Consider the following 25,455-nt stretch of genomic DNA (forward strand, 5'->3'; position numbering starts at 1 on the left):
AGCTCCCTCCGACGCCGCCCCGGCATCGCGCGTACCGCGCCTCTCCCACGCCGCTCACCCACCTGCGGCGTCCACGACGGGGTCGGCGGTGACCGCGACGTTGTCGGCATAGTGCCCTACATCGCGGTCGAACGCTCCCCCACACGTGACGAGCACGAGCCGTGGTGCCCCCGTCCGGTCGAACCACTGCGCGACCGGCGCGTCCTGCTTGGGCACCTGCGTGACCTCCCGGACGACGTACGCGTGGACGCCACCGTCGGCCGTCGTGATCTCGATGCGAGCCCCGACGGCCACGTCGCGCAGCCGGGAGAACGGCCCGACGCCGGTCGACCAGGAGTCGACGTGGGCGGCCACGACGGTCGCCCCCTCGGGGGTCGCGGGGGCGGGTCCGTAGCGGTACCACCCCGCACGGCCGGCGTCCTCGGGGATCGTCATGGTGCCGTCGTCCTCGACTCCGACCGCGTCGACCGGCATGTCGAGGCCGAGGTCCGGCACGACGACCCGGGTGGGCGCCGGTGCCGCGGCCGGTGCGGGCTGCGCACCGAGGCTCGCGTCGCGGATCGGGACGTCCGGGACGGCGGGTCCCGCGGGGGGTGCCGCGGACGGGGACGCCGTCACGGAGGGAGCGGGCGTGGCCGCCGGGGGAGCGGCCGGCGGCGACGAGCACGCCGCCAGGAGCGCCACCACCGCCGCCGCGCACGCGGTGCGCGCGCGGCGGCGGTGGACGGACGCGCCCGGCGTCCGGCCGGCAGGGGCGGGCCGGTCGCCGGGCACGTCACGCATCACAGCTGCTCGTCCTCCGGGGTTCAGCGGCCGGCGGTGGCGCGGCGCGCGACCTGACGTCCGGCCACGGCCAGGCCGGTGAGCCCGGCGGCGACCAGCATGGTCAGGGCGACGGGCAGCACGGTCGAGCGCTGGTCGGCGGCGAGGCCCACCTGCCCGGCCTGCACGGCCGACGGGTCGGAGTGCAGACCCGAGACCGTCTGGGTCGCGAGCGCGAGGTTGCCCGCCTCGGCGGAGCCCCACGCGTAGACGACCGTCAGGGCGCCCTCGGTGACGGCCACGTCGGCCGGGCCGAGCAGCGCCGGCTCCGTCGTCCCGGTCGCGACCACGGAGGCCGAGACCGTGCCGGCGGGCAGGTCGAGCGTCTGCTCGTTCGGGTTCGTCAGGTTGGACACGACGGCGGCACCACCGGCGAGGACGTCGACGCCCGGTGCTGCGGCGACGTGCCGCACCGTGAGCCGGCCCTCGCCCGCGGCGGTCGCGGACGTGTCGTTGGTGAACAGCGTGGCGGTCGGGTCGCCCGACGCCCCGAGGTGCGCGACGGCGGTGTAGTCCATGCCGCCCGCGAGGGTCAGGTCGACCGGGCCGATGGCCGGTGCCGACGCGTCGGCGGCGTCGGAGGCCGTGATCGCGACGGTGTACGTGCCGGCCGGCAGCTCGAGCGGGCCCGCGAGGGTGCCGGGCGTGAAGTCGTCGAGGGTGCGCTCACCGTTGACGTACACGTCCACGGTCAGGTCCGGGACGCCGTGGAGCACGGAGAGCTTCGCGGTGCTGCCGGTGGCCGCGGTCGCTGGCAGGGCGGCGAGGGTGGCGACGAGGCCGAGGGCCATCGCTCCGGCAGCGGTACCGGTGAGGAGTCGTGCGCGCATCGGGGGGTCCTTCCACTGGGCCCGCGCGGTGGCGGGCATCGACGTGCTGACACCCCTACTTCCCCCGCAGGTGCCCATCCGGATGCACCTGGCGCGAGAAATCTTCGGCGGATCGTGGGGAACGCCCGTCTCCCGCGGTCCGAGGCCGTCGCGGTGACCTGCGCCGACATGCTTTGCAACACCACGCGTCCGTAAAAAAGGGCCTCTGACCTGCGGGTAAGCAAGTCCTGCCTTGCTGGCGGCACGGTCGCGACGGGGTTACCGTCGAGACGTACCGTCCTCGTCCCACTCCCCGGAGGTTTCACCATGAGCACCCTCGCAGAGCTCCCCGCCGTGGCCGAGTGCTCGGTCGCCGGCTGTTCGTACAACGACCACTCGTCCTGCCACGCCGCCGCCGTCACCATCGGCGGGGTCGGTGACGCGCAGTGCGCCACGTTCATCCCCCTGGGCGTCAAGGGCGGCCTCGACCGCGTCGTGTCGCACGTCGGCGCCTGCCAGCGTCAGGACTGCTCGCACAACTCCCACCTCGAGTGCGGCGCGCCGTCCGTGCGCATCGGCGCCGGGCACGACATCGCCGACTGCCTCACCTACGCCGCGCGCTGACCCCGGCACCCCGCGCGCGACTCAGAGGCGTGCGGTGAGCTCCAGCAGCGCGCGGACCAGGGCCGCCGCCTCCGGGACCAGCTCGCGCTCACCCGGCAGCAGAACGGGCGCGACCGAGCGCAGCGCCGCCGCGTCGTCGAGCGCGGCCAGCGGCGAGACGTCGCTCGCGTGCAGGAACGCGGCGAGCAGCGCCCGCGCCGCCTGGGAGTAGTCGCCGCCCGCGTCGACCGCGACCTCGGCCACGAGCACCGCGGTCAGCGCGACGTCGAGCTCCGCCGTCCCGGCCCGTGCGTTCGCCCAGTCGACGACGCCCGGCCCCGACTCCGTGAGGATGACGTTGCCCGGGTGCAGGTCCAGGTGCACCACGACGGGGCCGCCGTCGAGCTGCGGCCAGTCGTGGTCCGCCGGCACGGCCCACGACGGGGGTGCGGGGACCAGGTGCAGCCGGTGGTGCAGGGCCGCGAGCGTGTGCGCGGCGTCGGCGATGGAGATCTCGCCCGCGCCCAGCGCCTGGAGCAGCGTCGGGCCGTGCAGCCGACGCATGACGATGTCGGACCCTGACGCGTCGAGCACGTCCGGGGCGGGGAAGTCGTGCGCGCGCACGTGGCGCAGCAGCTCGACCTCGGGTGTCGCGTCGCGGCCGGCCCGGTAGCGCCGGAGCACGCGCTCGTCGTCGAGCGCGTACACGTCGGCGGAGGTACCCGAGGCCAGCAGCGGACCGGGCACCTCGGCGGGCGGCGCCGCGTCCGGAGGAACGACGTCGGCGGGTGACATGAGACCGACGGTAGCGCTGAGCGCAGGACCTGTCGCGGGGTGCCGCCGGGCGGCGGCGACCTACGGCGTCGGCCCGGTCCCGTCCTGCGGGCCCTCGGCGTGGCCCTCGGGCGGGCGCGACCGGTCGACGTGCCGCCCCGGCGCGGAGCTGTCCGCCGCGGAGCCGTCCGCCGCGGAGCCGTCCGCCGCGGACCGGGGGAGACCGCTCGGGCCACCGGGCCACAGGTCGGCCGACAGCAGCCCCGGCGGCAGCGCCGAGCCGATCTGCCCGATCGCCGTGCCCGCGCCCGTCCGTCGCGCGTGCTGGGGTCGGGGGACGTCCTGGTCGTGCGGCCCGGCGGGCCGCGGGATGCCGGCCCACGGCTCGGGCCGCGCCAGGGACGCGAGCCGGTGCACGGCCTCGGCGTGCGACTCGGGCAGCGGCTCCACCCACACCCGCACCGGCTGCCGCACGCTGATGCGCACGTCGATGTCCTCGCAGCGACGCGCGATGTCCGCGCGCAGGTCCGCGACCCGGGCGTCCACGTCGTCGTCGGTCCGCGTCAGGACGACGAACACACCGCCGCCGAGCGTGGCCATCGGGTGCCCCGTGCCGAACGCCTCGCGCAGCGCGGCGCCGACCGCCGCGGACCGTGCCGCGCGCATCATGCCGGTGACGTGGCCGGCGGCGACGTCCACGACCGCCAGCCGGTGGAGCATCGCCGGGTCCACGTCGTCCTGCTCCGCCTCGAGGTACGCCTCCGAGAGCCGCACCCCCAGGTACTGCTGCGTGGGCAGGCCCGTCTCCGGGTCCACGCACGCGCCCGTCGTGACGAGCGCCGCCTGCGCGTCCGACCAGCCCTCGTTGAGGGCGCGGACCGCGTCCATGGGCGGGGTCGCACGGCCCGTCGAGCGGTAGAGGCAGACGAGGTCGTCGAGCGCCTCGCCGATGCCGACGCCGTGCTCGCCGCGTGCCCGGCCCAGCTCCCAGGCGGCCGCCGACGGGTCGGCGTCCGCGAGGACGGCGACGGCGAGCGCGTCGACCGCGGGGTGGTACCAGTCGGAGGGGCGTCGCCAGACCGACGCGACGCTCTCCTCGCGCCAGCGCTCCCGCAGCCCCTCGGGCACGGCGTACCCGTCCTTGCCGATGTTGGTCGTCACACCGGATGAGAGTGGCGCCGGGGCGGATCGTGACGCGGTTCTGCGGACTTTTCACCCAGACGGACCTGCGGGGCCGATGACGGCCGAGAACGTTTGCCCCCGTGGAGTGCCGTGCACACCGGCTCCGACGGGGGATATAGCCAGGACTCCGCGTCCTGTTCATCCCTTCGGTCGGTTATGGCACTCTGTACCGGCGAGGTGGCCCGGTGGACGGCGACCTCACGAGCACATGACGAGGACTGCGCGTGGTAGTAGGCGCGAACCAGGGCGGGGTCATCGAGGATGACGCCGCGCTCCTGCGAGCCACCCGGGAGGGTGACGCCGCGGCATTCGGGCACCTGTACGAGCGGCACGCGGGGGCCGCGCTCGTCGTCGCCCGGCAGTACACGGACTCCGCCGCGGACGCCGAGGACGTCGTCGCGGACGCGTTCGCCAACATGCACCGCGCGCTGCTCGGCGGCGTCGGCCCCGAGTCCGCCTTCCGCGCGTACCTGTTCACCGTCGTGCGGCGCGTCGCCACCGTGCACCGCACCGCCGGCCGCCGCGCGGAGCCCACCGACGACGTCGCGACCCTCGAGACCGCGTCGACACCGGTCGAGACGGCCGAGGAGCCCACGCTCGCCGGCTTCGAGCGCAGCGTGGTCGCCCGCGCGTTCCGCTCCCTGCCCGAGCGGTGGCGCGAGGTCCTGTGGCACAGCGAGGTCGAGGGGCTGACGCCCGCCCAGATCGCGCCGATCGTCGGCCTGTCCGCCAACAGCACCGCCGCGCTGGCGTACCGGGCCCGCGAGGGCCTGCGCCAGGCGTACCTCCAGCAGCACCTGCAGGACCCCCTCGACGACGGCTGCCGCGCCGTCGCAGGCAAGCTCGGTGCGTACGTCCGTGGGGGCCTCGCCGCCCGCGACACGGGCCACGTCGAGACGCACCTCGACGAGTGCGCGCAGTGCCGGGCGCTCGTCCTCGAGCTCGGCGACGTCAACCACGGGATGCGCGCGGTCGTCGCCCCCCTCGTCCTGGGGCTGCTCGGCCTCGGTGCGCTCGCGCACGACCTGCCGGTCGGCGGCGGGCTCGCCGCCGGTGCGGTCGCGCTCGGCCAGCCCGCCGCCCCTGCCGCCGCGTCGGGCGGCTCGGGTGCTGCGGGCGCGGGTGCGTCGAGCGCTGGGGCGAGCGCCACGGGCACGGCGGCCGCGGGCACGGCGGCCGCGGGCACGGCGGCTGCCGGGACCACGGCCACGGCCACGGGCGCGGCCGGTGTGGTCGCGGGCATGTCGGCGAGCGCGATCGCCATCGCCGTCGCGGCTGTCGTGGTCGTCGCCGCCGCGATCGTCGGTGCGGTCCAGCTGCTGTCCGGCCCCGATCCGGTCGCCGGGCCCTCGCCCGACGTGTCCGGGGCCTCCGAGTCGGCGTCCGAGAGGCCCGGGGCGACCGCGACCCCGGGCAGCACGCCGTCCGCCACCACCCTCCCGTCCGTCTCCCCGTCAGCGGCGCCGACCGCGGACGACGACGACGCGCGGCCGGGCGCCAGGCCGAGCAGCGCACCGACGTCCCCGCCCCTGGCCGGCCCGCCGCCCGGTGCGCCGCCCGTGGTGCCCGCCGGCCCGACGCCGGGGCCGACGACCGCACCGACCACTGCGCCGACGACCGCCCCGACCACCGCACCCACCGCGGAGCCCACCCCGACCCCGTCGCCCCCGCCGGCGCCCGCCGACGTCGTCGTCGTCGGCCCCGACGGCGGCATTGCGCTGACCGCCGGCGCGGCGGGTCAGGCCATCGAGCTCTCGGTGAGCAACGCCGGGGGGCTGCCCGCGGCGGAGCTGGTCGCCGAGGTCGACCTGCCGCTCGGAGTGACGCTCGACGCCGATGCCGTGGCGGACCTCGGCTTCGGGTTCGCTCCCGCCGACACCGCGTGGCAGTGCGTGACGAGCGAGGAGGGGCGCTCCGCGACGTGCGTGCTCAGCGAGCTCCCGCCCGGTCAGGCCGCGGTCCTCGCCCTGCGCGTCACCGTCGACGAGTCGTACCTCTCCTCCGGCGACGAGGTCGTGAGCCTGCGGATCACCGGCGGCGGTCGCACCTGGGAGCCGGCACCGATCCGCATGCACGTCGCGTCCTCGCCCCCGCGGCTCGCCTTCGACGAGCAGGTGCCGACCGAGGTGCAGCTGGTCACCGGGCGCACCCGCACCCTGGACCTGCCGGTGCGCAACGCCGGGGGCACGGCGGTCACCGAGGTGCCGGCCGTCGTCGAGCTCGCCCTGCCGTCCGGCGTCACGGCCACGGCCTCCGCGCCCTGGACGTGCACGGGTGGCACGGGCCCTCTGCTGACGTGCGAGCACGCCGGGCTCGCGGCGTTCGAGCGGTCGACGCTCGCGCTCACGCTCGCCGCTGCGGACGGCGCCCCCGCCGCCGGTTCGATGCACCTGCGCCTCACGCCGTCCGCGTACCGGCCCGTCGAGACGCACGACGTCGCCTACACCGTCGTGCGGCCCGCGACGCTGACCGTCGAGGCGCCGACCGCCCTCGACGTCGCCCCGGGCACCGACGCGACGCTGGGTGTCACCGTCGCCAACGGCGGGGACCTGACCGCGGGCGGTGCCACGGTCTCGCTGACCGTGCCCGTCGGCGTCGACCTCACCGCGGTCGCGGGTGACGGCTGGACGTGCACGCTCGCCGACGCGACGGGCACGTGCGCGAGCGACCTCGCGGCGGGGGCACGCGGTGAGGTCGTCGCGACGCTCGGCGCCCCCGCGGGCACCGTGGGCGACCTCGGCCCGGTGACGGTCGCGGTGGTCGGCGACGACGCCGACGTGCCCGCCGCGCCCACCACGACGGCCCTCACCGCGATCGAGCCCGTGCTGTCCGTCACGGACACCACGGCCGTCGTCGACACCGTCAACGGTGGCGTCCTCGCGTTCGTCGTCCACGTCGCCGGCGAGCGCGAGGACGGCCGACCCGCCGCGGCCGCCTCCGACGTGCGCGCCGCCGTGACCCTGCCGCCCGGCGTCACCACCGACCCGCTCGCCGTGGGGACCCCGACGGCCGGGTGCACGACCGCCGGATCGGTCGTCACCTGCCCGCTCGGCGACCTGCCCGCCGGGTCCGACGTGCCCGTGCAGCTCAACCTCCGGGCCGCGGGCGCGGTCCGCGGCAGCCTCGACGTCCGCGTCACGGCGACGGGCGCGGCGCCCGCGTCCGCGTCGACGCGGGTGGTCGTGCCGTCGGCCAACCTCACGCCCGTGTGGTCCGGCGTCGGCGACCTCGAGGTCACCGAGGTGGGTGCGCCGCTGCTCGGCTGCGTCGACTCCTACGGCGCCACGTGCTCGGCCGTGCGCCTCGAGCGCGACAACAACGGACTCGACATGCGACCGCTCGACCAGGCCGCACCCCCCGGCGCGCGCGCGACGATCCCCGTGTCCTCGACGACGGGGCTCGAGGTGCGCGACGCGCGACCGGTCGTGTGGGCCGGGCTGTACTGGTCGGCCGTGCGCGGCTCCGCGGACTCCTGGAGCGGGGCGTTGGACACCGCGAGGCTCCTCGGCCCCGACGGCGTGTGGACGGACGTCACCGCCGAGTCCGTCACCCGGGTGACGGACAGCAGCCAGCGGCAGTACTACCAGGCGTCCGTCGACGTCACCGACCTCGTCGCGCGCGGCGGTGCCGGTGCGTGGTCGCTCGCCGACGCCGCCGTCAGCGCCGGTCGGACCGACCGCGACCCCAGCTACTACGCCGGGTGGTCGCTCGTCGTCGTCCACGGCACGCAGGCCGCGCCGGGCACCGCGGGGGAGTCGTCGGTGACGGTGCACGAGGGCGGCGCGTGGATCGGCTCCAACTCCACGGCGCCCGCGTTCGCGTTCGTCGGGGAGGCCGGGGCGCGCACCCGCATCGGCGTCGTCGCGTGGGACGGCGACCGCGGCACGACCGGCGACCGGCTCACGCTCTCGGGCGTCGGCGCGCTTACCCCCATGCGGTGGGACGGGACGGGTGTGGTCGGCGGCGGGTCCGCTGCCAACGCGCTCGACTCGACCGCGACGGGCTGGATGCACCCGAACGCCCTTGGCGTCGACGCCAAGGGCTTCGCCGAGGTCACGCTGCCGTCCGGGGTCGGCATGCTGACCCCGAGCACGGCGGGCGACCAGTACCTCATCGGGGTCGTCACGGTCCGCACGGCGTCACCGCCGCTGCTCACGACGCCCGCCGGCTGACGTCGGCGGCCCGCCGGCCGACGTCGGTGCCGGACCGGGAAGGTGCGCTGCCGAGCCGGTCGGGGTCCCCCGATCCCGGGCCCCGGCTCGGCAGCGCGTGTCCTCAGCGGGCGTCCCCCGAGCCGCTGAGGACGTCAGGGGCGCCCGGCGCCGCGTCGTCCACCGGGGCGAGGAGCCGCAGGTGGGTGAGGCGGTCGCCGACGCCGCGCTCGTCCCCGGTGGTGCCGGGGGCGAGCGAGATCGCCGCGAACGTCTCCGAGCCCGGCAACGCCTCCTGCGCGAGCTCGCGCAGGAGGTCGGCGGTCTCGGCGAGCTGCGCGCTGGTCGGACGGGGCGGGGTGCCGGCATCGTCGGGTCCATCGTCCGGGAGGCTGACGTAGAGCACGAAGCCGGCACGGTGGCCGAGCGTCGGCGGTGCGACGGGCGCCACGGGACGGGGAGCAGGGCGGTGGTCGGCGCGACGGGCGCGCAGACGAGCGGGTGTGGTCATGGTGGTGGTCTCCGTGAGCGACCGGCGGTGAGGCCGGAGGCGGTCGGCGGGATGGGCGGTCCGGCGGTCGGGTCAGGCCCGACAGCAGCCCGGATGCCACCCGGACGGGCGTGCGCGGCCGGGGCCGACGCAGGTCGTCACGAGGTTCACGGTGCTCACAGGGACGATCGTGGCACGTCCGGAGGTATCACCCCAAGGGGTTACGAGCCCCGTCTCAGGCCGTGGGATCGTGCCCACGCCCTGGTCAGCGGTCCAGGAAGCCCCGCGGACGGCGCGCCCGTCGGGTGTCAGACGATGCCGTAGAGGCGGTCGCCCGCGTCGCCGAGGCCCGGGACGATGTACGCGTGCTCGTCGAGACGCTCGTCGACCGCCGCGACGACGACCTGCACGTCCGCCCGGTCCCCGACGAACTGCTCGACGACCCGGATGCCCTCGGGCGCGGCGATGAGGCAGACGGCCGTCACGTCGCGCGCGCCGCGCTGCAGCAGGTAGTCGATCGACGCGACCAGGGTGCCGCCCGTCGCGAGCATCGGGTCCAGCAGGAAGCACTGCCGGCCCGTCAGGTCGTCGGGGAGACGGTTGGCGTAGGTGATCGCCTCGAGCGTCTCCTCGTCGCGCTGCAGGCCCAGGAACCCGACCTCGGCGGTCGGCAGCAGGCGCGTCATGCCCTCGAGCATCCCGAGCCCGGCGCGCAGGATCGGCACGACGATGGGGCTGGGGTCCGCGAGCTTCACGCCGGTCGTCGTCGCGACGGGCGTGACCACCTCGACCTCCCGCGTGCGCACGTGGCGCGTCGCCTCGTAGGCGAGCAGCGTGACCAGCTCGTCGACGAGCTGGCGGAAGATCGGGCTCGGGGTGGCGGAGTCCCGCAGGACGGCGAGCTTGTGGGCGACGAGCGGGTGGTCCGCGACGTGCAGGCGCATGTCGGCCAGGGTAGTGCGAGGATGCCCCCGACCGCCCGGGTCGCAGGTCGGGTGTCCGGATCGGGTACGGCCGGTTCGGGTGCGGTCCGCAGGACGGGGAGGTGCGGGGTGGAGGGGTCGTCGGACGTCGTCGTCGGCGCGCCGTCCCCGTTCGCGACGCCCGCGGACGAGGCCGCGATGGACCTCGCGCTGGCCGAGGCGCGGGCCGCGCTGGGGAGCGCGGACGTGCCGGTCGGCGCCGTCGTGCTGGGTCCCGACGGCGCCGTCGTCGGCCGCGGGCGCAACGTGCGCGAGGCGGACGGCGACCCGACGGGCCACGCGGAGGTCGTCGCGCTGCGGGCGGCCGCCGCGACGCTCGGCCGGTGGCGGCTGGACGGCTGCACGCTCGTCGTGACCCTCGAGCCGTGCCTCATGTGCGCGGGTGCGCTGCTGCAGGCCCGCGTGGAACGGCTCGTGCTGGGCGCGTGGGACGAGAAGGCCGGCGCGTGCGGCTCGCAGTGGGACGTCGTGCGCGACCGCCGCTCCCCCCACCGCGTCGAGGTGGTCTCAGGCGTCCGTGCGGCGGAGTCGGCCGACCTCCTGCGCACCTTCTTCCACCCCCACCGCTGACCCCACCTCCGACGACGGGCCCGCGCACCTCTCCCGGCGCATCCCTCCACGCGCCCCCCGCGCACCGCCTTCCCGCGAGTGCGGGGGCTACCGCACGAGTGCGGGGGTTGTTTCCCCCGTACTCGACGTGTTTCCCCCGCACTCGCGGAGGGTGGGGCGCGCGGGGGTGGGGCGCGCGAGGTGGGTCAGGGGGGTGGGGTGGGGAGGGTGGTGGACAGGGCCGTCAGGGTCTCGCTCGTGCCGGCGTCCAGGCGGACGTCCGCGTAGCGGTCGCCGCGGGTCGCGCCGCGGTTGACGACGACGACGGGCCGGCCGGTCTGCGCGGCGTGCCGGACGAACCGGCGCCCCGACTGCACCGTCAGCGACGAGCCCGCGACGAGCAGCGCGTCCGCCGCCTCGACCATCGCGAACGCCCGGTCGACGCGCTCGCGCGGCACGTTCTCCCCGAAGTACACGATCTCCGGCTTGAGCAGCCCCCCGCACCGCGGTGCGGCCCCGTCCGGGTCCGGCGCCCAGCACGCCTCCACGCGGAAGTCGGCGGTCTGCTCGACGACCGCGTCGGCGTCGGGCGCGATCTCGACGTCCGCGACCACGCCGACCCGCTCGGCGAAGCCCGGGTTGAGCGCCTCGAGCCGCTCCGCGAGCGCCGAGCGCGGCACCACGCGCCCGCACCGCAGGCACGCGACGCGGTCGTAGCGGCCGTGCAGGTCGATGACGTGCTGCGAGCCCGCGGCCTCGTGCAGCAGGTCGACGTTCTGCGTGATCACCCCGTGCACGACGCCCCGGGCCTCCAGCGCGGCGAGCGCCCGGTGCCCCGCGTTGGGCTGCGTGCGGTGCACGTGCCGCCACCCGACGTGGTTGCGCGCCCAGTAGTGCCGGCGGAACGCCGCGTCGCCGACGAACTGCTGGAACGTCATCGGCGTGCGCGGCGGTGAGTCCGGGCCGCGGTAGTCGGGGATGCCGGAGTCCGTCGAGACGCCCGCACCCGTCAGCACCGTCAGCCGACACCCCGCGAGCAGGGCGACGACGTCCGCGAGGGTGCCCGTCGAGGCGGGGGCGACCGGCGGCGTGCTCACGCGTCCACGGTACGACGGGCCCGGCCGGGAGGCGCCGGGGCGGATTGGGTCGCTGAGCGCCGAGCGGGTACTCTGAGCCGCCGAGGTAGCGTGTCCGAGCGGCCTAAGGAGCACGCCTCGAAAGCGTGTGTGGGTGAAAGTCCACCGTGGGTTCAAATCCCACCGCTACCGCCGCGGGGTACTGACGAAGCTCAGGCCCGAGAAGTGACAGAACCCCTCGCGGGGGCCCGGAAGGGCATCCCGCGGGGGGTTCTGTCGTTCTGGACGATCGCACGGGCGGTCATGCCGCGGTCGGGACCCCGCCGCGGCGGTCGTCACAAGACGCGGGTGTCGGAGCCTTCCGGCTGGCGGTGTCCGTACTTGTCCCGGAGGAAGATGCCGGTCGTGCTCAGCTCCGCCGTCAGGCGTCGGTGGTGGCTCGCGTCGAGAGCGTCGGCCTGGCCCGACAGGATCCACAGCTGCTGGGTCAGCTCCTCGACGGGGGTGCGCCCGTCGGGCTGGCGCTCGTGCACCCTGCTCGGCGAGATCGCCAGGTAGTTCCTGAGGACTGCGGGCAGGTACTCGCGGGCCATCGCGTCCAACTCGTACTCGAACCGCGGGTCTGCGGTGCGCTCATGCTGCTCGGCCGCGATCACGTCGTCCAGGACCTGGCAGATCTGCAGCACGGTCCGGTGGGTGTCGCCCGGCAGGCGGCGCCTGTTCCGGTCGGCGTGCAGGCGGACCCACGCGACCGACGAGGGCAGGTGCTCCGACCCCGCGACGACGATGGTGTGCCGCGTGCGTGCCCGATCGACGACGGTGGATGCCTCGGCCAGGGCGCGCTTCCACCACCGGCGACGCGCCGGGAGCCACAGGTCCCGCAGATGCCAGGAGCGGACGCCCGACGCGACCATGGCCGTCAGCGCGAGCAGGGCGGGCGGTCCCCAGACGTCGAGCACGAAGACGGCCATGGAGAACGTCACGGCGTAGAGCAGGCCTTCCAGCGCCGTCCTGAGGTCCTTCCGCACCGCGCCGATGACGAGCACCAGGTACGCGATCAGGGGCAGGAAGACGAGGACGGCCGCCACCTTGACGACGTTGCCGAACGTCAGCCGCGACACGGTCAGCGCCTCCCCAGGTCCGCTGTGACGGCGTCGGAGGAGCGGCCGACCTGCCCCGGCGACGGTGACTCGTCCCGGCCGAGGACGCTCGGGTTCGACATCAGGCCTCCCTCGAGCACTCGGCGTCTGAGTCGATCCTCTCAAACCTGTCAACGGCGAAGGCGTTGTCGCCGTGAGGTCGCAGGGCATCGGCAACTGGCAGGACCCTCGGGGGTCCCGCCAGATGAGTTGCCGGGGTTCATCGTCGAGGGTGCGCGTCAGCTCTCTCGCACGAGGAAGGCGACACTGGCTCCCGACGTCTCCGGGGCCGATCCGAGCGACATCTGGGTCGCTTCGTCGAGGTCGAACGCCCGGCGGACAACGGGGTCGTCCCCTTCGGGGCAGTCGACGAGGACGTCCTCGAATAGGTCGAGCGGGTGCTCCGACCGCAGCGTGTACGTCCCCGACGTCTCGCACAGGAGCACGATCGAGTACGTCCCCGCGTCGAGCCGGACGTCGGCGACGGACGAGCCGGAGCCGTCGGCGCAGTCCACGAGTGCCGTGCCCTCAGGAGCGGGCAGGGTGCCGCAACGGTCCTCGAGCGCATCCCCACCCTGACCGGCGAGCTGCATCGCGCCGACGTCAACGAGCGTCGGCTCGGGCTCCGCGGTGCAGGCGGCGGTCGCAAGGATCGTGAGCGTGACGCCCGCTGCAGCCCGGAAGACGTGCCGCCGGGCCGTGCGTGTGGTCAGCCCTTCCACGTCGTGTACCCGCTCTCGGTGATGCAGTCGGCCCCCTCGTCCTTGCTCTGCAGGTCCGTCGCGGCGTGGATCATGTCGAGCATCGTCGCGTCGTCGGGGAGGTCGACGTCGTGCTTCTCGAGGCAGGCGCGCATGATCGGCTTGATGGCGGCGTCGCGACGCTCTGCGTAGGCGATCGCGTCAGGGCTGGACACCTGCCAGAACCTGTCCACCTCGGTGCTCCAGGTCGTCCGGCACTCCTCGATGAGGGCGCGAGCGGATTCTGACTCCAGGTCCGTCCCGGAGGAGGTGCCCTCGACCTCGTAGTCGAGGAGCGTGACCCCGTTCGACGGCACCGTCCCCTTGACCCTGACCTCGAAGCCGCGCTCGCGCATGCACTCGAACGACCGGTTCATCGCGGACTCGTACTCGTCGTAGGTCACGGTGCCGTCCTGGAGGATCTCGACCTGGCTGGCGTCGGCGCCGGCGGCACGCGCGGCGAGGGCAGGTTCATCGGCGGCGCCCTGTTCGCTGGTGCTCGGCGCGCCACAACCGGCCGTCGTGAGCAGGAGCAGCGCAACGCCCGCGGCGGCGGCGGACCGGGGCAGGTGCCACCCGTCCGCCGCCGAGCGAGGACGACCAGTCGTCGTCGACATGAAACGGCTCGGGATCAGGAACCGGAGTGCTTGGAGGAGGTCAGCTCCGCCGCACTACCTGTCTGGGCCACGTCGCCGCCGTACTTCCACCCGGTGAAGAGGGAACCGCCTCCCCATGGCGTGAAGTAGTGCGCCGCACCGACGGAGCTGCACCCGCCACTCGCGTCGGTCGTCCGGGCGTAGTCCGAGGCCGTGTTGTTGTACTTCGTGATGAAGCAGCTCGCCGCGCTGGCGGGCGCGGCAGCGCCCGCGAGGCCCACCGACGCGACGACAGCGCCGACCAGGACGGCCACGAGAGGCTTCTTGCGCATGTGCTTTCCCCCTGACGTCTGGGCGGCCCGCGTCATCGGGAGCCTGGAGCCCCCTTGCGCAGGGCAACTTATCGGCTTCGCCATGACCTCGACAAGCACCCTGAGACGCTCTGGTCGGTCCGGCCTCGGGGCGCTAGCCTGCGATGTCACGTTCGCTCATGACTGGATGTCGAGCGGATCTGCGTCCCCGAGGAAGGTCCGCCGTGAGTCGTCGCAGCGGGCGCGACGGCGCGCCCCTCACCGCCTGGGTCGTGCTGACCGGGCTCCTCGTGGTGCCCGTGCTCGTGCTCGGTGGTTGGTGGGCGGTCGCGCGCGCGGACAATCCGACCCGTGCTGCGGCGCAGGTCGAGGCGGTCGTCGTCCCCGTGACGCACAGCGATGTGCGCGCCGAGACGGGCGTGACGATCAAGCTCGGCGATGCCCCCGGCCGCGCGGCGACCACCTCCGCTGCCGGCACGGTCACGTCGGCGCCCCGGGTCGGCGCGGCGCTCGACAACGGTGTCGAGGTCCTGCGCGTGGACGACCGTCCCGTCCGGGCGATGGTCTCCGCCGCGCCCCCGTGGCGTGCGCTCGCGGTGGGTGACTCAGGGCCTGACGTCGCGCGCCTCCAGGAGTTCCTCACGACCCTCGGCCTGTATGAGGGTCCCGTCGACGGCAAGTTCGGTCCGGCGGTGCGGCGCGCCGTCGAGCAGTTCAACGTCGAGGCAGGCCTGGGGCGCGCCGTGGCGGGGTTCGACCCGGCGACGGTCGTGTGGGTGGGGCCGACGCCGACCACGGTCGCGGAGGCCCTCGTCACGGAGGGCACGGCGGTCGCGCCCGGGGTGCCTGTGCTGAGCGGGCCGGCACGGCACGACGCGGTCGTGGTCCTCGAGCCGCAGGGGGGCATCGCGACCTCCGGCGACTTCGGCGGTGCCGCGACGTTGACGGTGGGCGCCGCGACCGTCGCGTACGCGCCGGGCTCGGGATCGGTCGACGACGCGGCCGCGGTCGAGGCTGTCCGCGCCGCGCTCGCCCCGGCGACCGAGGGCACGGCGCGCGTCGCGGCCGACCAGGCCCGCGAGGTCGCGGTCGTCCCGGCGTCGGCTCTCGTCCAGGGCGCGGACGGGACGCTGTGCGTCTACGGGTCGCCCGACGAGCCTCCGGTGGAGGTGGCCCCCGTCGGCGGGGGCGTCGGCAGCGTCCAGCTCGGCCCGGACCTGCCGCTCACCGAGGTGGTGTCCAACCCCGGCCGGGTCGGGCTGGAGACACCGTGCGGCTCGTAGCCGACGGGCTGGTCGTTCGGTACCCCGGCGCCGCGCGGCCGGTGCTCGTCGGTGCCGACCTGGACGTCGACGAGGGCGAGAGCGTCGCGATCCTCGGACCGTCGGGCTCTGGCAAGTCCACGCTGCTGTCGGTCCTCGGCGGTCTGGTACGCCCGGACGGCGGCACCGTGCGCGTCGACGACGACGAGGTGTCGGCCGCCGAGCTGCGCCGCCTGACCGCGTGGATCCTGCAGACCGTCAACGTGCTGCCCGAGCGCTCGGTGCTGGACAACGTGCTCGTGGCCGCCCTCACCCGTGGATCGACTCCTGCGCACGCGCGAACGGAAGCCGTCGCCCGGCTCGAGGCCGTCGGCCTCGCGGACCGTGCGCACGACCGGACGCGGCTGCTGTCGGGCGGTGAGGTGCAGCGCGTGGTGATCGCCCGCGCACTCGTCTCCGGGCGGCCGTTCCTGCTCGCGGACGAGCCGACCGGTCAGCTGGACCGCGCCACGTCCGAGGTCGTGCTCGACGGTCTGTTCGACGCCACGCGCGACGCCGGGGTGGTGGTCGTGACGCACGACCCGGCGGTCGCCGCACGGTGCACCCGCACGGTCCACATCCTCGACGGCGTGGTCGTCGCCGCATGAGCGTGCTCCGGGTGCCGCCGCCCGAGGCAGCACCGGGTCGCGACGCCGGGCCCGTACGCCCCCGGGTGAAGGGGGCGGGGGGGTGGCGGGTGCGGTCGTCACTCCGCGAGGGTGTGCTCAACCTGCGCGACGGTGCGACCCTCGGTGTCACCCTGGTCGCCCTCGTCGCGACGATGATCGCGGGGGCGGTGATGCTCGACGTCGTCACCGCGACACGCGTGGTTCGCGCCGAGCAGGAGTACCTCGACGCCGGTGGCGACCTGCTCGTGGCGATCTCCTCGGGCGATCGGCCCGTCGACGTGCCGGCGTGCCTGGCACTCCAAGGTGCCCGCGGGGTGCGCGCCGTCGCCGCCGTGTCCGTGCGGCCCGGCGCTGCGCAGATCGTCGGACGACCTGAGAGCAGCCAGACCCTCGTCACCGCGACCGCGGGCGTGCTCGACCTCCTTGGCGTACCGAAGCTCGCCGCCACCGAGGTCGTCGCTTCGCAGGCGATCGCGGACCGCTGGCAGTGGACGGTGGGCAGCCACCTTCAGCTCGACCGGGTGGCCGCGGCGCGGCTCGGTGCTCCGGCCGGCGTCCTGACGGTCGGCGCAGTGGCCGACCTCGGACTGCTCAGTGAGGGAGCTTCGACCGGCGTTCTCGCGATCAGCCCGCCGACGGGCACGGCTGACGGGTGCTGGGTGCGGATCGGACCGCAGTACCGCGAGGACCTGCACGCGGCGATCCCGGCGGTCCTCGGCGAGACGGGCACGACGTCCGTGACCGTCGCTGACCGGCTCCCCGCGGGCCCGCTCGCGCAAGATCCCGCAGCCGCCTTCGCTGGCCGCACGACACGTTGGGCGGGCGCGGCCGCGGGTGCGCTCGTCGGGCTCGTCTGGTGCCTGGTTGCGTGGACCCGGCGGGGCCGCGCCGCGCTGTATGCCTCCCTCGGTGTGCCCTGGAGCGGCGGGGTCCTGATCCGCTGGACCGAGGGCGCGTGCGTCGTCGTCGTCGGGACGCTGTGGGGCGTGGCCCTCGGTACGACGGGCGCTGTGGTGCTCACCGGTGCACCGCCGAGCCTGGCGCTCGACCTCGCGCTGCGCGCGGGCGCCGTGGCGCTCTGCCTGTCCCTGACGCTCGTGGTCGCGATCGGTCTGTGGCGTCCACCGACGCTGGCGGCACTCAAGGACCGCTGACGGCGGCTCGAGGCGTGCGTCACACCGGGCCGTTCACCACATCGACACTGCGTGCTCGCCAGGCGCTCGCCCGGAGGTGGTCCGACGGCGCTCCACTTGTCGGATGAGACGCGCATCACACCTCGCTGCGGCCGTTCTGACGGTCGCCCTCGTCCTGCCCGCCACCGGCGCGCTCGCGGCCGGTACCGACGGCAGCACCGACGCCGTCGCCGGGTCGTCGGCCGACGGCAGGCCGCACCCCGGGAAGCCGGGCAAGGGCCCGGGCACCGTCGTCGAGCCCACCCTCGTCGCGCGTGCGACGCTGTCCGCCGACCACCTCACCGAGGGGCCGCCGTCGGGCGCGCTCGCCACGCCGGCCAACGGCCGCCAGGGGCCGTTCGCCGGTCAGGTGGTGCCCGGGTTCTCCGCGATGGTCGAGGACCGCGACGGCACGTTCTGGGGCCTGCCGGACAACGGGTTCGGCTCGAAGGGCAACTCCGCGGACTTCCATCTGCGGATCTACCACGTCACCCCGCAGTGGCGGACGGCCGACGGTGGAACGGGTGAGGTCGTCCTCGACCGGTTCGTGCAGCTGCGCGACCCGAACCGCCTCGCGGGCTTCCCGATCGTCCACGAGGACACCGCGGACAGGCTGCTCACCGGCGCGGACTTCGACGTCGAGTCCCTCGTCCGCGCGCCCGACGGCACCTTCTGGATCGGGGAGGAGTTCGGGCCGTTCCTCCTGCACGTCGACGCGGACGGTGTGCTCCTCGCCCCGCCGGTCGAGCTGCCGGGCGTCCGCTCCCCGCAGCACCCGCACCTGGCCGAGGGTGAGCAGCCGACGCTCGCCGCGAGCAAGGGCTTCGAGGCGATGGCCGGCTCGGCGGACGCTCGGTACCTCTACCCGATCACCGAGGGCGCGCTCCTGACGGACCCCGACCAGCGCAACCGCACGATCCACGAGTACGACACCCGTCGCGGGGTCTGGACCGGCCGCACCTGGTCCTACGAGGTGGACCGCACGATCAACCTCACCGCCGACGCGTTCATGACGGGCCGCCACACCATGCTCGTCCTCGAGCGGGACGACTTCGACGGCGCGGCGTCCATCACCAAGCGGGTGTACGAGATCGACCTGCGCAAGGTCGAGCGGGACGGGCACCTCGCGAAGACGCTCGTGCTCGACGCGCTCGCGATCGCGAACCCGGACGACCTCGCCCCGGACGCGGGCTACGGCACGGGGGCGGAGTTCGCGCTGCCGTTCCAGTCGCTCGAGACCGTCGTCCGGCTGCGTGACGGGCGTCTGCTCCTCGCCAACGACAACAACTACCCGGGCAACGCCGCGCGCGTGCCCGGCACGCCGGACGACACCGAGCTCGTCGTCGTCGACCTGCGCAAGACGCGGGCGGCGGGTGGCACGGCGACGGTGATCGCGCACCGCGGCGCGTCCGGCTACCGCCCCGAGCACACGCTCGCGGCGTACGGTCTGGCGATCCGGCAGTGCGCGGACTACATCGAGCCGGACCTCGTCGCGACGAAGGACGGCGTCCTCGTCGCCCGGCACGAGAACGAGATCAGCGGCACCACGGACGTCGCTCAGCGACCGGAGCTCGCGGACCGCCGCACGACGAAGGTCGTCGACGGCGTCGAGATGACCGGCTGGTTCACCGAGGACCTCACGCTCGCCGAGCTGCGCAGCCTGCGCGCGGTCGAGCGCATCCCGGACGTGCGCCCGGGGAACACCGCCTTCGACGGGAAGTACGAGGTGCCCACGTTCGACGAGGTGCTCGACCTGGCGCGCCGGTCGCTGACCTGCGACGGCGAGCCGGTGGGCGTGTACCCGGAGACCAAGCACCCGACGTACTTCGACTCCATCGGCCTCTCGCTCGAGGAGCCGCTGGTCGCCGACCTGAAGGCGAACGGGCTCGACGGGCCGCGGGCGCGTGTCACGGTCCAGAGCTTCGAGACGGCGAACCTGCAGCAGCTCGACCGCATGACGCGCGTGCCGCTCGTGCAGCTCGTCAACTGCTCGGGTGCCCCCTACGACCTCGTCGCCGCGGGCGACGCACGCACCTACGCGGACCTCGTGACGCCGGCGGGCCTGCGGCAGGTGGCGCGGTACGCCGACGGCGTGGGGCTGTGCAAGAACGTGATGATCCCGCGGACGTCCGCCGGGACGCTCGGTCAGCCGACGCCGGTGATCCGGGACGCCCACCGGGCGGGGCTGGACGTGCACGGGTGGACCTTCCGGGCGGAGAACCAGTTCCTGCCCGCGGAGTTCCGCGTCGGCGACGACCCGGCCGCGCACGGTGACCTGGCCGGGGAGATCAGGGTGTTCCTCGACGCCGGGATGGACGGGCTGTTCAGCGACCACCCGGGCCTCGCCGTCGCGGCGGTCGAGGGGGACGGGCGCGGCTGAGCCGTTCACTCGGGCCGGGTCGCGGTGGGCGCCGTGACCCGGCCCGGGCCCGTCCCTGTGTGGGCGGCGGTCACGCCGTCGTCGGACACAGAGTCGCCCTGCGGGTCTGAGCGTCATCTCCGTCGCCGACGTTCACGATGGAGTGGAGACGCTCGAGTGCTGGTTTCGCCGTCGTCCGTAGGTCCACCGACGCAGCAGCGCCTCGAACGGGCCCGTCCTGCCGGCCCGCTGCAGCCCCACGGCCACACCGACGGTCACGGCCCACACGACCACCGCCAGCGCGGCGGCCTGCGCGGTGCCGAGTCGCGCACCCAGCCCGAGGCCCCACGCGCTGAGCAGCGGCGCGAACATGACCGACTGCAGCAGGTAGGACGTCAGCGACCGTTCGCCCGTCGCCGCGACGGCGCGCACGACGGGGCCCTGCCGACGGTCGGCCCACACGGCGGCGAGCCAGCCGAACAGGCAGACGTAGGCCAGTCCCGCGGCGATGCCGGACAGCTCGTGGGCCAGCAGGACGGTCGAGGCGAGCGCCCCCTGGGGATGCCACAGCTCGACCACTGCCAGCGCGTACGGCGCGTTCACCGCGATCGCCCCGAGGCCGGCGATCCCCGCGGTGCGGGCCAGCTGCACCCGGTGCCGCCCGGGGTCGGTGAGCCACCCCGAGCGCGCGAGCAGGATGCCGAGGACCACGTGCGGGACGAAGAACAGCAGCACCCCGGACAGCACGCTCGTCGTCGCGGCGTCGACGAGCCGCTCGACCGCCGAGGCGGCGTAGTCGGTGGTCGGTGCCTCCGCGTCGTCGCCCAGGTCGACCAGCCCGTACAGGACGGGGACGCCGGTCGCGGTCATCAGCGCGAACGCCCCCCAGAACCAGCGCAGCAGGACGGTGCGGCTGCGGTGCACGAGCGCCAGCGCCAGGAGCCCGGTCACGCCGTACGGGGCCAGGATGTCGTCGCCGAAGAGCAGGGCGGCGTGGGCGAGCCCCAGCACGATCAGCCCCACCGAGCGCCGCGCGAGGACCGCACGGACGTCGCGCGGCCCCCTCCCGCGTGCGGCGAGCCGCGCGGCCATCGTCGCGATCCCGAAGCCGTACAGGATCGCGAACATCGGGCGGGTCCTGCCGTCGACCAGCAGGGCGGTCAGCCCGTCGACGAGGCGGTCGACGTCGGACCCGTCGGCGGGCCGCTCACCCAGCGCGGTGAGGGCGCCGCCGTACAGGTACGTCCACACGTTCGCCAGGGCGATGAACAGCAGCAGCGCACCCCGGGCCAGGTCCGGCGCGAGCGACCGGCCGGGCGGCTGGGCCGCCCGGGGCGACGGCGGTTCGAGCACGGCCGGGCGGGCGGGTCCGGGAGCACGCAGACCGGCCGAGGGGGCGTCATCGCTCATGCCGTCGACGCTAGGACGGTGACGTCGCGCGCCACGAGGGGGCCGGCCCACGACCCCGGGTAGGGCCGACCCACCGGTCCACGAGGGCCGGCGGCGACCCGCGCCGAGGTGGCGACGTGGGCTCTCGCTAGGGTGGCGGACGTGTCGACCCCCCACCCGCCCGACGCCTCCGCGCGGCCTCTTGGCGCCGCCGCGCGACCTCTCGGCGCCTCCGCGCGATCCCTCGGCGCCTCCGCGCGATCCCTCGACGCCTCCGCGCGACGGATCGCCGTCGCCCGGGTCGTCACCGGTGCGCTCGTCGTCGGCGTGCTGGCGATCGCGTACGCCGCGGAGCGCGCGGGCGGCCGCGGCAGCCTCCTCGACTACCTCGGGTACTTCACGAACCAGACGGCGCTGCTCGCGAGCGTCGTGCTGGTCGTCACCGGAGCACGCACGCTCGCGGGGCGGCCGGCCCCGGCGTGGTGGACGCTCGCGCGGGGGGTCGCGACGGCGTGCCTGCTGGTCGTCGGCGTCGTCTACAACCTCGTGATCCCCGGGACGGGGTCCGCGGCGACGTGGATCAGCGTCGTGCTGCACGTCGTGCTGCCGGTCGTCGTGGCGCTCGACTGGCTGCTGGTCGCCGACCGCCCGGCGCTCCCGTGGCGGCGGCTGTGGCTGGTCCTGCCCTACCCGCTGCTGTGGCTGGCGGTCGTGCTGGTCCGCGGTGCGACGGACGGCTGGGTGCCGTACGGGTTCCTGCTGCCGGAGCGCGGGGCGGTGTCGCTCGGTGCGCACGTCGCGGGGCTGCTCGCCGCGCTGCTCGCGGCGGGGGCGCTGGTGTGGGCGGTGAGCCGGACGCGTGGGGTGTGGTTGCGGCCGCAGGTCCTCGTGCCGGCGGCGCAGGAGGAGCCCGCAGCCGGGCCGGTCAGCCGGTCGGGCTCTGCGGGCCGCTGAGCATCGCCGCCGCGTCCTGCTCTTCCCGCGCGGTCGGGCCGTCCAGGGGTGGGGGTGCGCCACCGCCACCCTCCGCGCGCCGGTAGGTTCACGCCCATGGGTGTGCGACAGCTCGCGTGGCGGGCCTGCTACGAGCTGCTGGGTGCGCGCGTCAAGCAGCCCGAGTGGACGTTCATGAACTACGGCTACGCGCCCGTGGACGACGCCGCGCCGCCGCTCGCGCTCGACCCCGCCGACGAGCCGGACCGCTACGGCATCCAGCTCTACGCGCACGTCCTCGAGGGTGTCGACGTCACCGGCGCGGACGTCCTCGAGGTGGGCTCGGGGCGTGGCGGGGGTGCGTCGTGGGTGGCGCGCACCCTCGGGCCGGCGACGACGACGGGCGTGGACCTCGCGGCGTCGGCGGTGGCGCTCAGCCGGCGCGAGCGCAGCGGGCCGGGCCTGCGGTTCGAGCAGGGCGACGCGCTGGCGCTGCCGTTCCCCGACGCGTCGTTCGACGTCGTCCTGAACGTCGAGTCGTCGCACTGCTACCCGTCGATGGAGGCGTTCGTCGCCGAGGTGCACCGGGTGCTGCGCCCGGGCGGCACCTTCGCCTGGGCGGACCTGCGCGCGGCCGACGAGGTCGAGGAGACCCGCGCGCAGCTGCGCTCCAGCGGGCTGGTCCCCGTCCGCGAGGACGACGTCACCGCCGAGGTCCTGCACGCGCTGCGCCTGGACGACGCGCGCCGTACCGAGCTGGTCCAGGCGTGGATCCCGCGCGTCGCGCGGCCGGCGTTCCGGCCGTTCGCCGCCCTCGACGGCTCGCGCACCCACGAGCGGTTCACGACGGGCGCGCTGCGATACCTCCGGGCACGGCTGGTGCGCTCGGCCTGAGGGCCGCCCGGAAGTGGTCACATCTGCGGGCGCGGAGTGCGGAAGTGGGCAGTTCTGTGACCACTTCCGGCCGGCGCCCGGGCCGTCAGCGCTCGCGGGGGCGGAGGCGGACGTTCGGGAGGTCCGGGGCCGGGAGGGGGGTGCCCTCGTAGCCGGTCACGCGGCCGTAGCGGGCCTCGCCCGTCGGGTCGCCGGTGATCGCGGCCTGCCACCGGGTGCGGGCCTCGACCACCTCGTCGTGCGTGCGGGCCACGAAGTTCCACCACATGAGCACCGGCTCGTCGAACGGCACGCCGCCGAGCAGCACCGCGCGCACCGGCTCGTCGCCCGCCTCGAGGACCAGGGCGTCGCGACCCGGCGGCGCGTACGCCAGCCACGACGGCGCCACGTCGTGACCCTCGAACCGCAACCGGCCGGAGTCGACCAGCACGCCGTGCTCGAAGGCGGCGTCGACGTGCAGCACCACGCGCGCACCGGCGGGCACGTCGACCTGCGCGGCGACGAGCGGGGAGAAGGCCTTGGCCGGTGACGCGACGCCCCCGAGCCGACCCAGGAACACCTGCACGTCGGCGCCGTCGACGGTGAACCGCGGGACGTCGGCGACGTGCTCGAACGCCCCGGGCCCGTGCCGCGCGGACTCCGGCAGGACGGTCCACAGCTGCACACCGTGCAGGACGCGCTCGCGGGGGAAGTGCGCGGGCGTCGCCTCCTCGCTGTGGCAGATGCCGTGGCCCGCGGTCATGAGGTTGAGCTGCCCGGGGGCGATGGTCTGCTCCGACCCGAGCGCGTCGCGGTGCAGCACGGCACCCTCGAACAGCCACGTCACGGTCTGCAGCCCGGTGTGCGGGTGCGGCGGGACGTCCATGCCGCCGGTCGCGGCGACGTCGTCGGGCCCGTAGTGGTCGGCGAAGCAGAACGGCCCGACGAGCGAGCGCGCCCGCGACGGCAGGGTGCGGCGCACGGTCATCGCGCGCGGCCCGCCCAGCGGCACGTCGCGCGGCTCGACGAGCTCGACGTCGGCGGCGGGGCCCGCGACGCACACCTGCTCCACGGGGTGCGGGTCGTGGTAGGTCACGTCGGCCAGGCTACGTGCGAGGGCCGCGGACCGCGCCGAGACTGGGGGCGCCGGGTCCGGCAAAACCGGCAGCACCCGCCGTGCGCTGCCCGTACGGTGGCCGCGTGAGCGACTCGCCGTACCTCGTCGCGGCCGGTGCCGCCTGGGACGACGGCCCCGACGCCGGTGCCTGGATCGCCGCGGGCCTCGGACCGTTCGGCGCGAGCATCGGGCACGCGGTCCCGCACGGGTACGCCGCGTACGCGGTCGTGACCTTCCGGCAGGCCGACGACCCGGGCGAGACGCTCGACGACGCCGACGTCCTCGCGCTCGTGCTCGACGTCCTCGCGGACGCCACCGGCGACCAGCCCGTGCACTGCGGCCTGTGGGAGGGCTGGGGGTTCCTGTACGACCACGGCGCGGACCCGCGCGGCGCGCCCGGCATGGGGGCGTTCGTCGCGTGGGACGGCGACGGGGTCCCCGACCCCGCGGAGCGGGAGCGCGCACTCGCCGAGGCCCGGGAGGCGCTCGCCCTGAGGCGCGTCGAGCGACCGGCCGCCGGGCGGCTGCACCTGCCGCACCGGGCCTACCACCTGTGGACCGGCCCGCTGCGGGCCGCGCTCGCGCTGCGCCACGAGGCGGTGCCCTCGCTGGTGTGGCCCGACGACCGTTCCTGGTTCGTGGGCGTGCCGATCTACACGCGGGAGATCGCGGTCGGTGCGGCCGCGGACGTCGTCGACGCGTTGGTCGTCCGGGCCTCCGCGCGCCGCGCCACCCTCGACGAGCTGCTCGACAGCGACGACTGACCCCGATGAGTCGCGCGGTCCGCGCGGGTCTTGACCCCTGACACACCGACACCCCGGAGGTACTGCCATGGCGACCGTCGTCTCGTCCCTGTTCATCTCGCTCGACGGGGTGGCGGAGATCGACCCCGAGTGGCACTTCCCGTACTTCGACGAGGCCATGGGCGCGGCCGTCGGCGAGGACTACGAGGACGTCGACGTGCTGCTGCTCGGGCGCGTCACGTACGACTCGTTCGCCGGGGCGTGGCCCGAGCGCGAGCAGGCCGGCGGTGAGGACGCGTCGTTCGCGGCGCAGCTCGGGGACACCCGCAAGCTCGTCGCGACGCGCGGTGACGCGGACCTCGGCTGGCGCAACGTCGAACGCACCGCCGACCTGCTCGCGTCCGTCCGCGCGCTGAAGGACGACCCCACGGTGGGCAAGGTGCTGGTCGGTGGCTCGCTCTCCGTGGTCCGCCAGCTGCTGGACGCACGTCTGCTCGACGAGCTGCGGCTGTTCGTCCACCCCGTCGCTGCGCGCACGGGCGAGCGCCTGTTCGGCGACGCGGACACGATCCAGCCGTTCACGCTGCTGCGCACCGACGTGTTCTCCCGGGGTGTCGTCAAGCACGTCTTCGCGCCGGGCGAGCTGCCCCCGGCCGCGACGTACGACGACGCGAAGGAGCACCTGCCGGACGCCTGACGGGCGCCACCGGTCCG

General features: G+C 75.2%; 24 protein-coding genes and 1 tRNA gene. 12 read left to right on the forward strand and 13 right to left on the reverse strand.

Annotated features, from left to right (window positions below; genetic code table 11):
* Positions 1-54: 54 nt before the first annotated feature.
* Positions 55-783 (reverse strand): class F sortase, encoded by a 729-nt coding sequence (locus tag OKX07_RS02740; RefSeq protein WP_265630337.1) that lies wholly within the window; start codon positions 781-783, stop codon positions 55-57.
* 23 nt (positions 784-806) lie between these two features.
* Positions 807-1,652 carry a DUF4397 domain-containing protein gene (locus tag OKX07_RS02745; protein ID WP_265630338.1) on the reverse strand — a complete coding sequence of 282 codons (846 nt, stop codon included), beginning with the start codon at positions 1,650-1,652 and terminating at the stop codon, positions 807-809.
* A 306-nt stretch (positions 1,653-1,958) separates the two neighbouring features.
* On the opposite strand from OKX07_RS02745, the gene OKX07_RS02750 reads away from it, so the two are divergent.
* Positions 1,959-2,255: a DUF1540 domain-containing protein gene (locus OKX07_RS02750; RefSeq protein ID WP_265630339.1), complete on the forward strand. Its 297-nt coding sequence runs from the start codon at positions 1,959-1,961 to the stop codon at positions 2,253-2,255.
* Positions 2,256-2,276: 21 nt separating this feature from the next.
* On the opposite strand, the gene OKX07_RS02755 is transcribed toward OKX07_RS02750, so the two are convergent.
* A complete protein-coding gene (locus OKX07_RS02755) occupies positions 2,277-3,029 on the reverse strand; it encodes a phosphotransferase (RefSeq protein WP_265630340.1) in 753 nt (250 codons plus the stop codon).
* Between the two features lie 60 nt (positions 3,030-3,089).
* Positions 3,090-4,169 (reverse strand): hypothetical protein, encoded by a 1,080-nt coding sequence (locus tag OKX07_RS02760; RefSeq protein ID WP_265630341.1) that lies wholly within the window; start codon positions 4,167-4,169, stop codon positions 3,090-3,092.
* A 245-nt stretch (positions 4,170-4,414) separates the two neighbouring features.
* On the opposite strand from OKX07_RS02760, the gene OKX07_RS02765 reads away from it, so the two are divergent.
* Entirely contained in the window at positions 4,415-8,362 is a 3,948-nt protein-coding gene (locus OKX07_RS02765) for a sigma-70 family RNA polymerase sigma factor (protein WP_265630342.1), read from the forward strand.
* A 103-nt stretch (positions 8,363-8,465) separates the two neighbouring features.
* Here OKX07_RS02765 and OKX07_RS02770 read toward each other — a convergent pair whose 3' ends face one another.
* The gene (locus tag OKX07_RS02770) at positions 8,466-8,852 is read right to left on the reverse strand and encodes a hypothetical protein (protein ID WP_265630343.1); all 387 of its coding nucleotides are present in this window, start codon (positions 8,850-8,852) and stop codon (positions 8,466-8,468) included.
* 287 nt (positions 8,853-9,139) lie between these two features.
* Positions 9,140-9,775: a uracil phosphoribosyltransferase gene (gene upp / locus OKX07_RS02775; protein WP_265630344.1), complete on the reverse strand. Its 636-nt coding sequence runs from the start codon at positions 9,773-9,775 to the stop codon at positions 9,140-9,142.
* A gap of 177 nt (positions 9,776-9,952) precedes the next feature.
* Between upp and OKX07_RS02780 the strand changes: the two genes are divergently transcribed.
* The gene (locus OKX07_RS02780) at positions 9,953-10,384 is read left to right on the forward strand and encodes a nucleoside deaminase (protein WP_265631784.1); all 432 of its coding nucleotides are present in this window, start codon (positions 9,953-9,955) and stop codon (positions 10,382-10,384) included.
* Between the two features lie 185 nt (positions 10,385-10,569).
* Here OKX07_RS02780 and OKX07_RS02785 read toward each other — a convergent pair whose 3' ends face one another.
* Positions 10,570-11,460 carry a Sir2 family NAD-dependent protein deacetylase gene (locus OKX07_RS02785; protein WP_265630345.1) on the reverse strand — a complete coding sequence of 297 codons (891 nt, stop codon included), beginning with the start codon at positions 11,458-11,460 and terminating at the stop codon, positions 10,570-10,572.
* Positions 11,461-11,544: 84 nt separating this feature from the next.
* Here OKX07_RS02785 and OKX07_RS02790 point away from each other — a divergent pair.
* Positions 11,545-11,631: transfer RNA gene (locus OKX07_RS02790), tRNA-Ser, on the forward strand.
* Between the two features lie 143 nt (positions 11,632-11,774).
* Here the strand turns inward: OKX07_RS02790 and OKX07_RS02795 are convergent.
* The 4 genes from OKX07_RS02795 to OKX07_RS02810 all read right to left on the reverse strand — a co-directional run bounded on the left by OKX07_RS02795 (position 11,775) and on the right by OKX07_RS02810 (position 14,228).
* Complete coding sequence (locus OKX07_RS02795; protein WP_265630346.1) at positions 11,775-12,560, reverse strand: hypothetical protein; 786 nt, start codon at positions 12,558-12,560, stop codon at positions 11,775-11,777.
* A 257-nt stretch (positions 12,561-12,817) separates the two neighbouring features.
* Positions 12,818-13,300, reverse strand: a complete 483-nt coding sequence (locus OKX07_RS02800) for a hypothetical protein (protein ID WP_265630347.1) — start codon at positions 13,298-13,300, stop codon at positions 12,818-12,820.
* Complete coding sequence (locus tag OKX07_RS02805) at positions 13,288-13,935, reverse strand: hypothetical protein (RefSeq protein WP_265630348.1); 648 nt, start codon at positions 13,933-13,935, stop codon at positions 13,288-13,290. The genes OKX07_RS02800 and OKX07_RS02805 overlap by 13 nt, the downstream gene beginning before the upstream one ends.
* Positions 13,936-13,949: 14 nt before the next feature.
* Positions 13,950-14,228: a hypothetical protein gene (locus OKX07_RS02810; RefSeq protein WP_265630349.1), complete on the reverse strand. Its 279-nt coding sequence runs from the start codon at positions 14,226-14,228 to the stop codon at positions 13,950-13,952.
* Between the two features lie 221 nt (positions 14,229-14,449).
* On the opposite strand from OKX07_RS02810, the gene OKX07_RS02815 reads away from it, so the two are divergent.
* The 4 genes from OKX07_RS02815 (at position 14,450) to OKX07_RS02830 (ending at position 19,707) form a co-directional block, all read left to right on the forward strand.
* Positions 14,450-15,508, forward strand: coding sequence for a peptidoglycan-binding domain-containing protein (locus tag OKX07_RS02815; RefSeq protein ID WP_265630350.1), 1,059 nt, complete (start codon positions 14,450-14,452; stop codon positions 15,506-15,508).
* Positions 15,496-16,134 carry an ABC transporter ATP-binding protein gene (locus tag OKX07_RS02820; RefSeq protein ID WP_265630351.1) on the forward strand — a complete coding sequence of 213 codons (639 nt, stop codon included), beginning with the start codon at positions 15,496-15,498 and terminating at the stop codon, positions 16,132-16,134. Before OKX07_RS02815 ends, OKX07_RS02820 begins: the two co-directional genes overlap by 13 nt.
* An 89-nt stretch (positions 16,135-16,223) precedes the next feature.
* Complete coding sequence (locus OKX07_RS02825) at positions 16,224-17,309, forward strand: hypothetical protein (protein ID WP_265630352.1); 1,086 nt, start codon at positions 16,224-16,226, stop codon at positions 17,307-17,309.
* Positions 17,310-17,412: 103 nt separating this feature from the next.
* A complete protein-coding gene (locus OKX07_RS02830; RefSeq protein ID WP_265630353.1) occupies positions 17,413-19,707 on the forward strand; it encodes an esterase-like activity of phytase family protein in 2,295 nt (764 codons plus the stop codon).
* Positions 19,708-19,839: 132 nt separating this feature from the next.
* Here OKX07_RS02830 and OKX07_RS02835 read toward each other — a convergent pair whose 3' ends face one another.
* The gene (locus tag OKX07_RS02835; protein ID WP_265630354.1) at positions 19,840-21,096 is read right to left on the reverse strand and encodes a DUF418 domain-containing protein; all 1,257 of its coding nucleotides are present in this window, start codon (positions 21,094-21,096) and stop codon (positions 19,840-19,842) included.
* A gap of 141 nt (positions 21,097-21,237) precedes the next feature.
* On the opposite strand from OKX07_RS02835, the gene OKX07_RS02840 reads away from it, so the two are divergent.
* Positions 21,238-22,029, forward strand: coding sequence for a Pr6Pr family membrane protein (locus tag OKX07_RS02840; protein ID WP_265630355.1), 792 nt, complete (start codon positions 21,238-21,240; stop codon positions 22,027-22,029).
* 96 nt (positions 22,030-22,125) lie between these two features.
* On the forward strand, positions 22,126-22,902 hold the full coding sequence (locus tag OKX07_RS02845) for a class I SAM-dependent methyltransferase (protein WP_265630356.1): 777 nt from the start codon (positions 22,126-22,128) through the stop codon (positions 22,900-22,902).
* Between the two features lie 85 nt (positions 22,903-22,987).
* On the opposite strand, the gene OKX07_RS02850 is transcribed toward OKX07_RS02845, so the two are convergent.
* Positions 22,988-23,977: a pirin family protein gene (locus OKX07_RS02850; protein WP_265630357.1), complete on the reverse strand. Its 990-nt coding sequence runs from the start codon at positions 23,975-23,977 to the stop codon at positions 22,988-22,990.
* Positions 23,978-24,081: 104 nt separating this feature from the next.
* Here OKX07_RS02850 and OKX07_RS02855 point away from each other — a divergent pair, with 104 nt between their 5' ends.
* Together OKX07_RS02855 and OKX07_RS02860 are read left to right on the forward strand one after the other, a co-directional pair.
* Positions 24,082-24,762 (forward strand): hypothetical protein, encoded by a 681-nt coding sequence (locus OKX07_RS02855; RefSeq protein ID WP_265630358.1) that lies wholly within the window; start codon positions 24,082-24,084, stop codon positions 24,760-24,762.
* 67 nt (positions 24,763-24,829) lie between these two features.
* Positions 24,830-25,438: a dihydrofolate reductase family protein gene (locus OKX07_RS02860; protein WP_265630359.1), complete on the forward strand. Its 609-nt coding sequence runs from the start codon at positions 24,830-24,832 to the stop codon at positions 25,436-25,438.
* Positions 25,439-25,455: the final 17 nt, after the last annotated feature.

The sequence above is a fragment of the Cellulomonas sp. S1-8 genome (assembly GCF_026184235.1).
Taxonomy (GTDB): Bacteria; Actinomycetota; Actinomycetes; order Actinomycetales; family Cellulomonadaceae; genus Cellulomonas.

Coding starts and splice junctions, on each gene's coding strand:
- OKX07_RS02750 (WP_265630339.1), top strand. CDS start 1,959: ATGAGCACCCTCGCAGAGCTCCCCGCCGTGGCCGAGTGCTCGGTCGCC.
- OKX07_RS02805 (WP_265630348.1), bottom strand. CDS start 13,935: ATGTCGACGACGACTGGTCGTCCTCGCTCGGCGGCGGACGGGTGGCAC.
- OKX07_RS02835 (WP_265630354.1), bottom strand. CDS start 21,096: ATGAGCGATGACGCCCCCTCGGCCGGTCTGCGTGCTCCCGGACCCGCC.
- OKX07_RS02780 (WP_265631784.1), top strand. CDS start 9,953: ATGGACCTCGCGCTGGCCGAGGCGCGGGCCGCGCTGGGGAGCGCGGAC.
- OKX07_RS02845 (WP_265630356.1), top strand. CDS start 22,126: ATGGGTGTGCGACAGCTCGCGTGGCGGGCCTGCTACGAGCTGCTGGGT.
- OKX07_RS02770 (WP_265630343.1), bottom strand. CDS start 8,852: ATGACCACACCCGCTCGTCTGCGCGCCCGTCGCGCCGACCACCGCCCT.
- OKX07_RS02740 (WP_265630337.1), bottom strand. CDS start 783: ATGCGTGACGTGCCCGGCGACCGGCCCGCCCCTGCCGGCCGGACGCCG.
- OKX07_RS02745 (WP_265630338.1), bottom strand. CDS start 1,652: ATGCGCGCACGACTCCTCACCGGTACCGCTGCCGGAGCGATGGCCCTC.
- OKX07_RS02755 (WP_265630340.1), bottom strand. CDS start 3,029: ATGTCACCCGCCGACGTCGTTCCTCCGGACGCGGCGCCGCCCGCCGAG.
- OKX07_RS02830 (WP_265630353.1), top strand. CDS start 17,413: ATGAGACGCGCATCACACCTCGCTGCGGCCGTTCTGACGGTCGCCCTC.
- OKX07_RS02860 (WP_265630359.1), top strand. CDS start 24,830: ATGGCGACCGTCGTCTCGTCCCTGTTCATCTCGCTCGACGGGGTGGCG.
- upp (WP_265630344.1), bottom strand. CDS start 9,775: ATGCGCCTGCACGTCGCGGACCACCCGCTCGTCGCCCACAAGCTCGCC.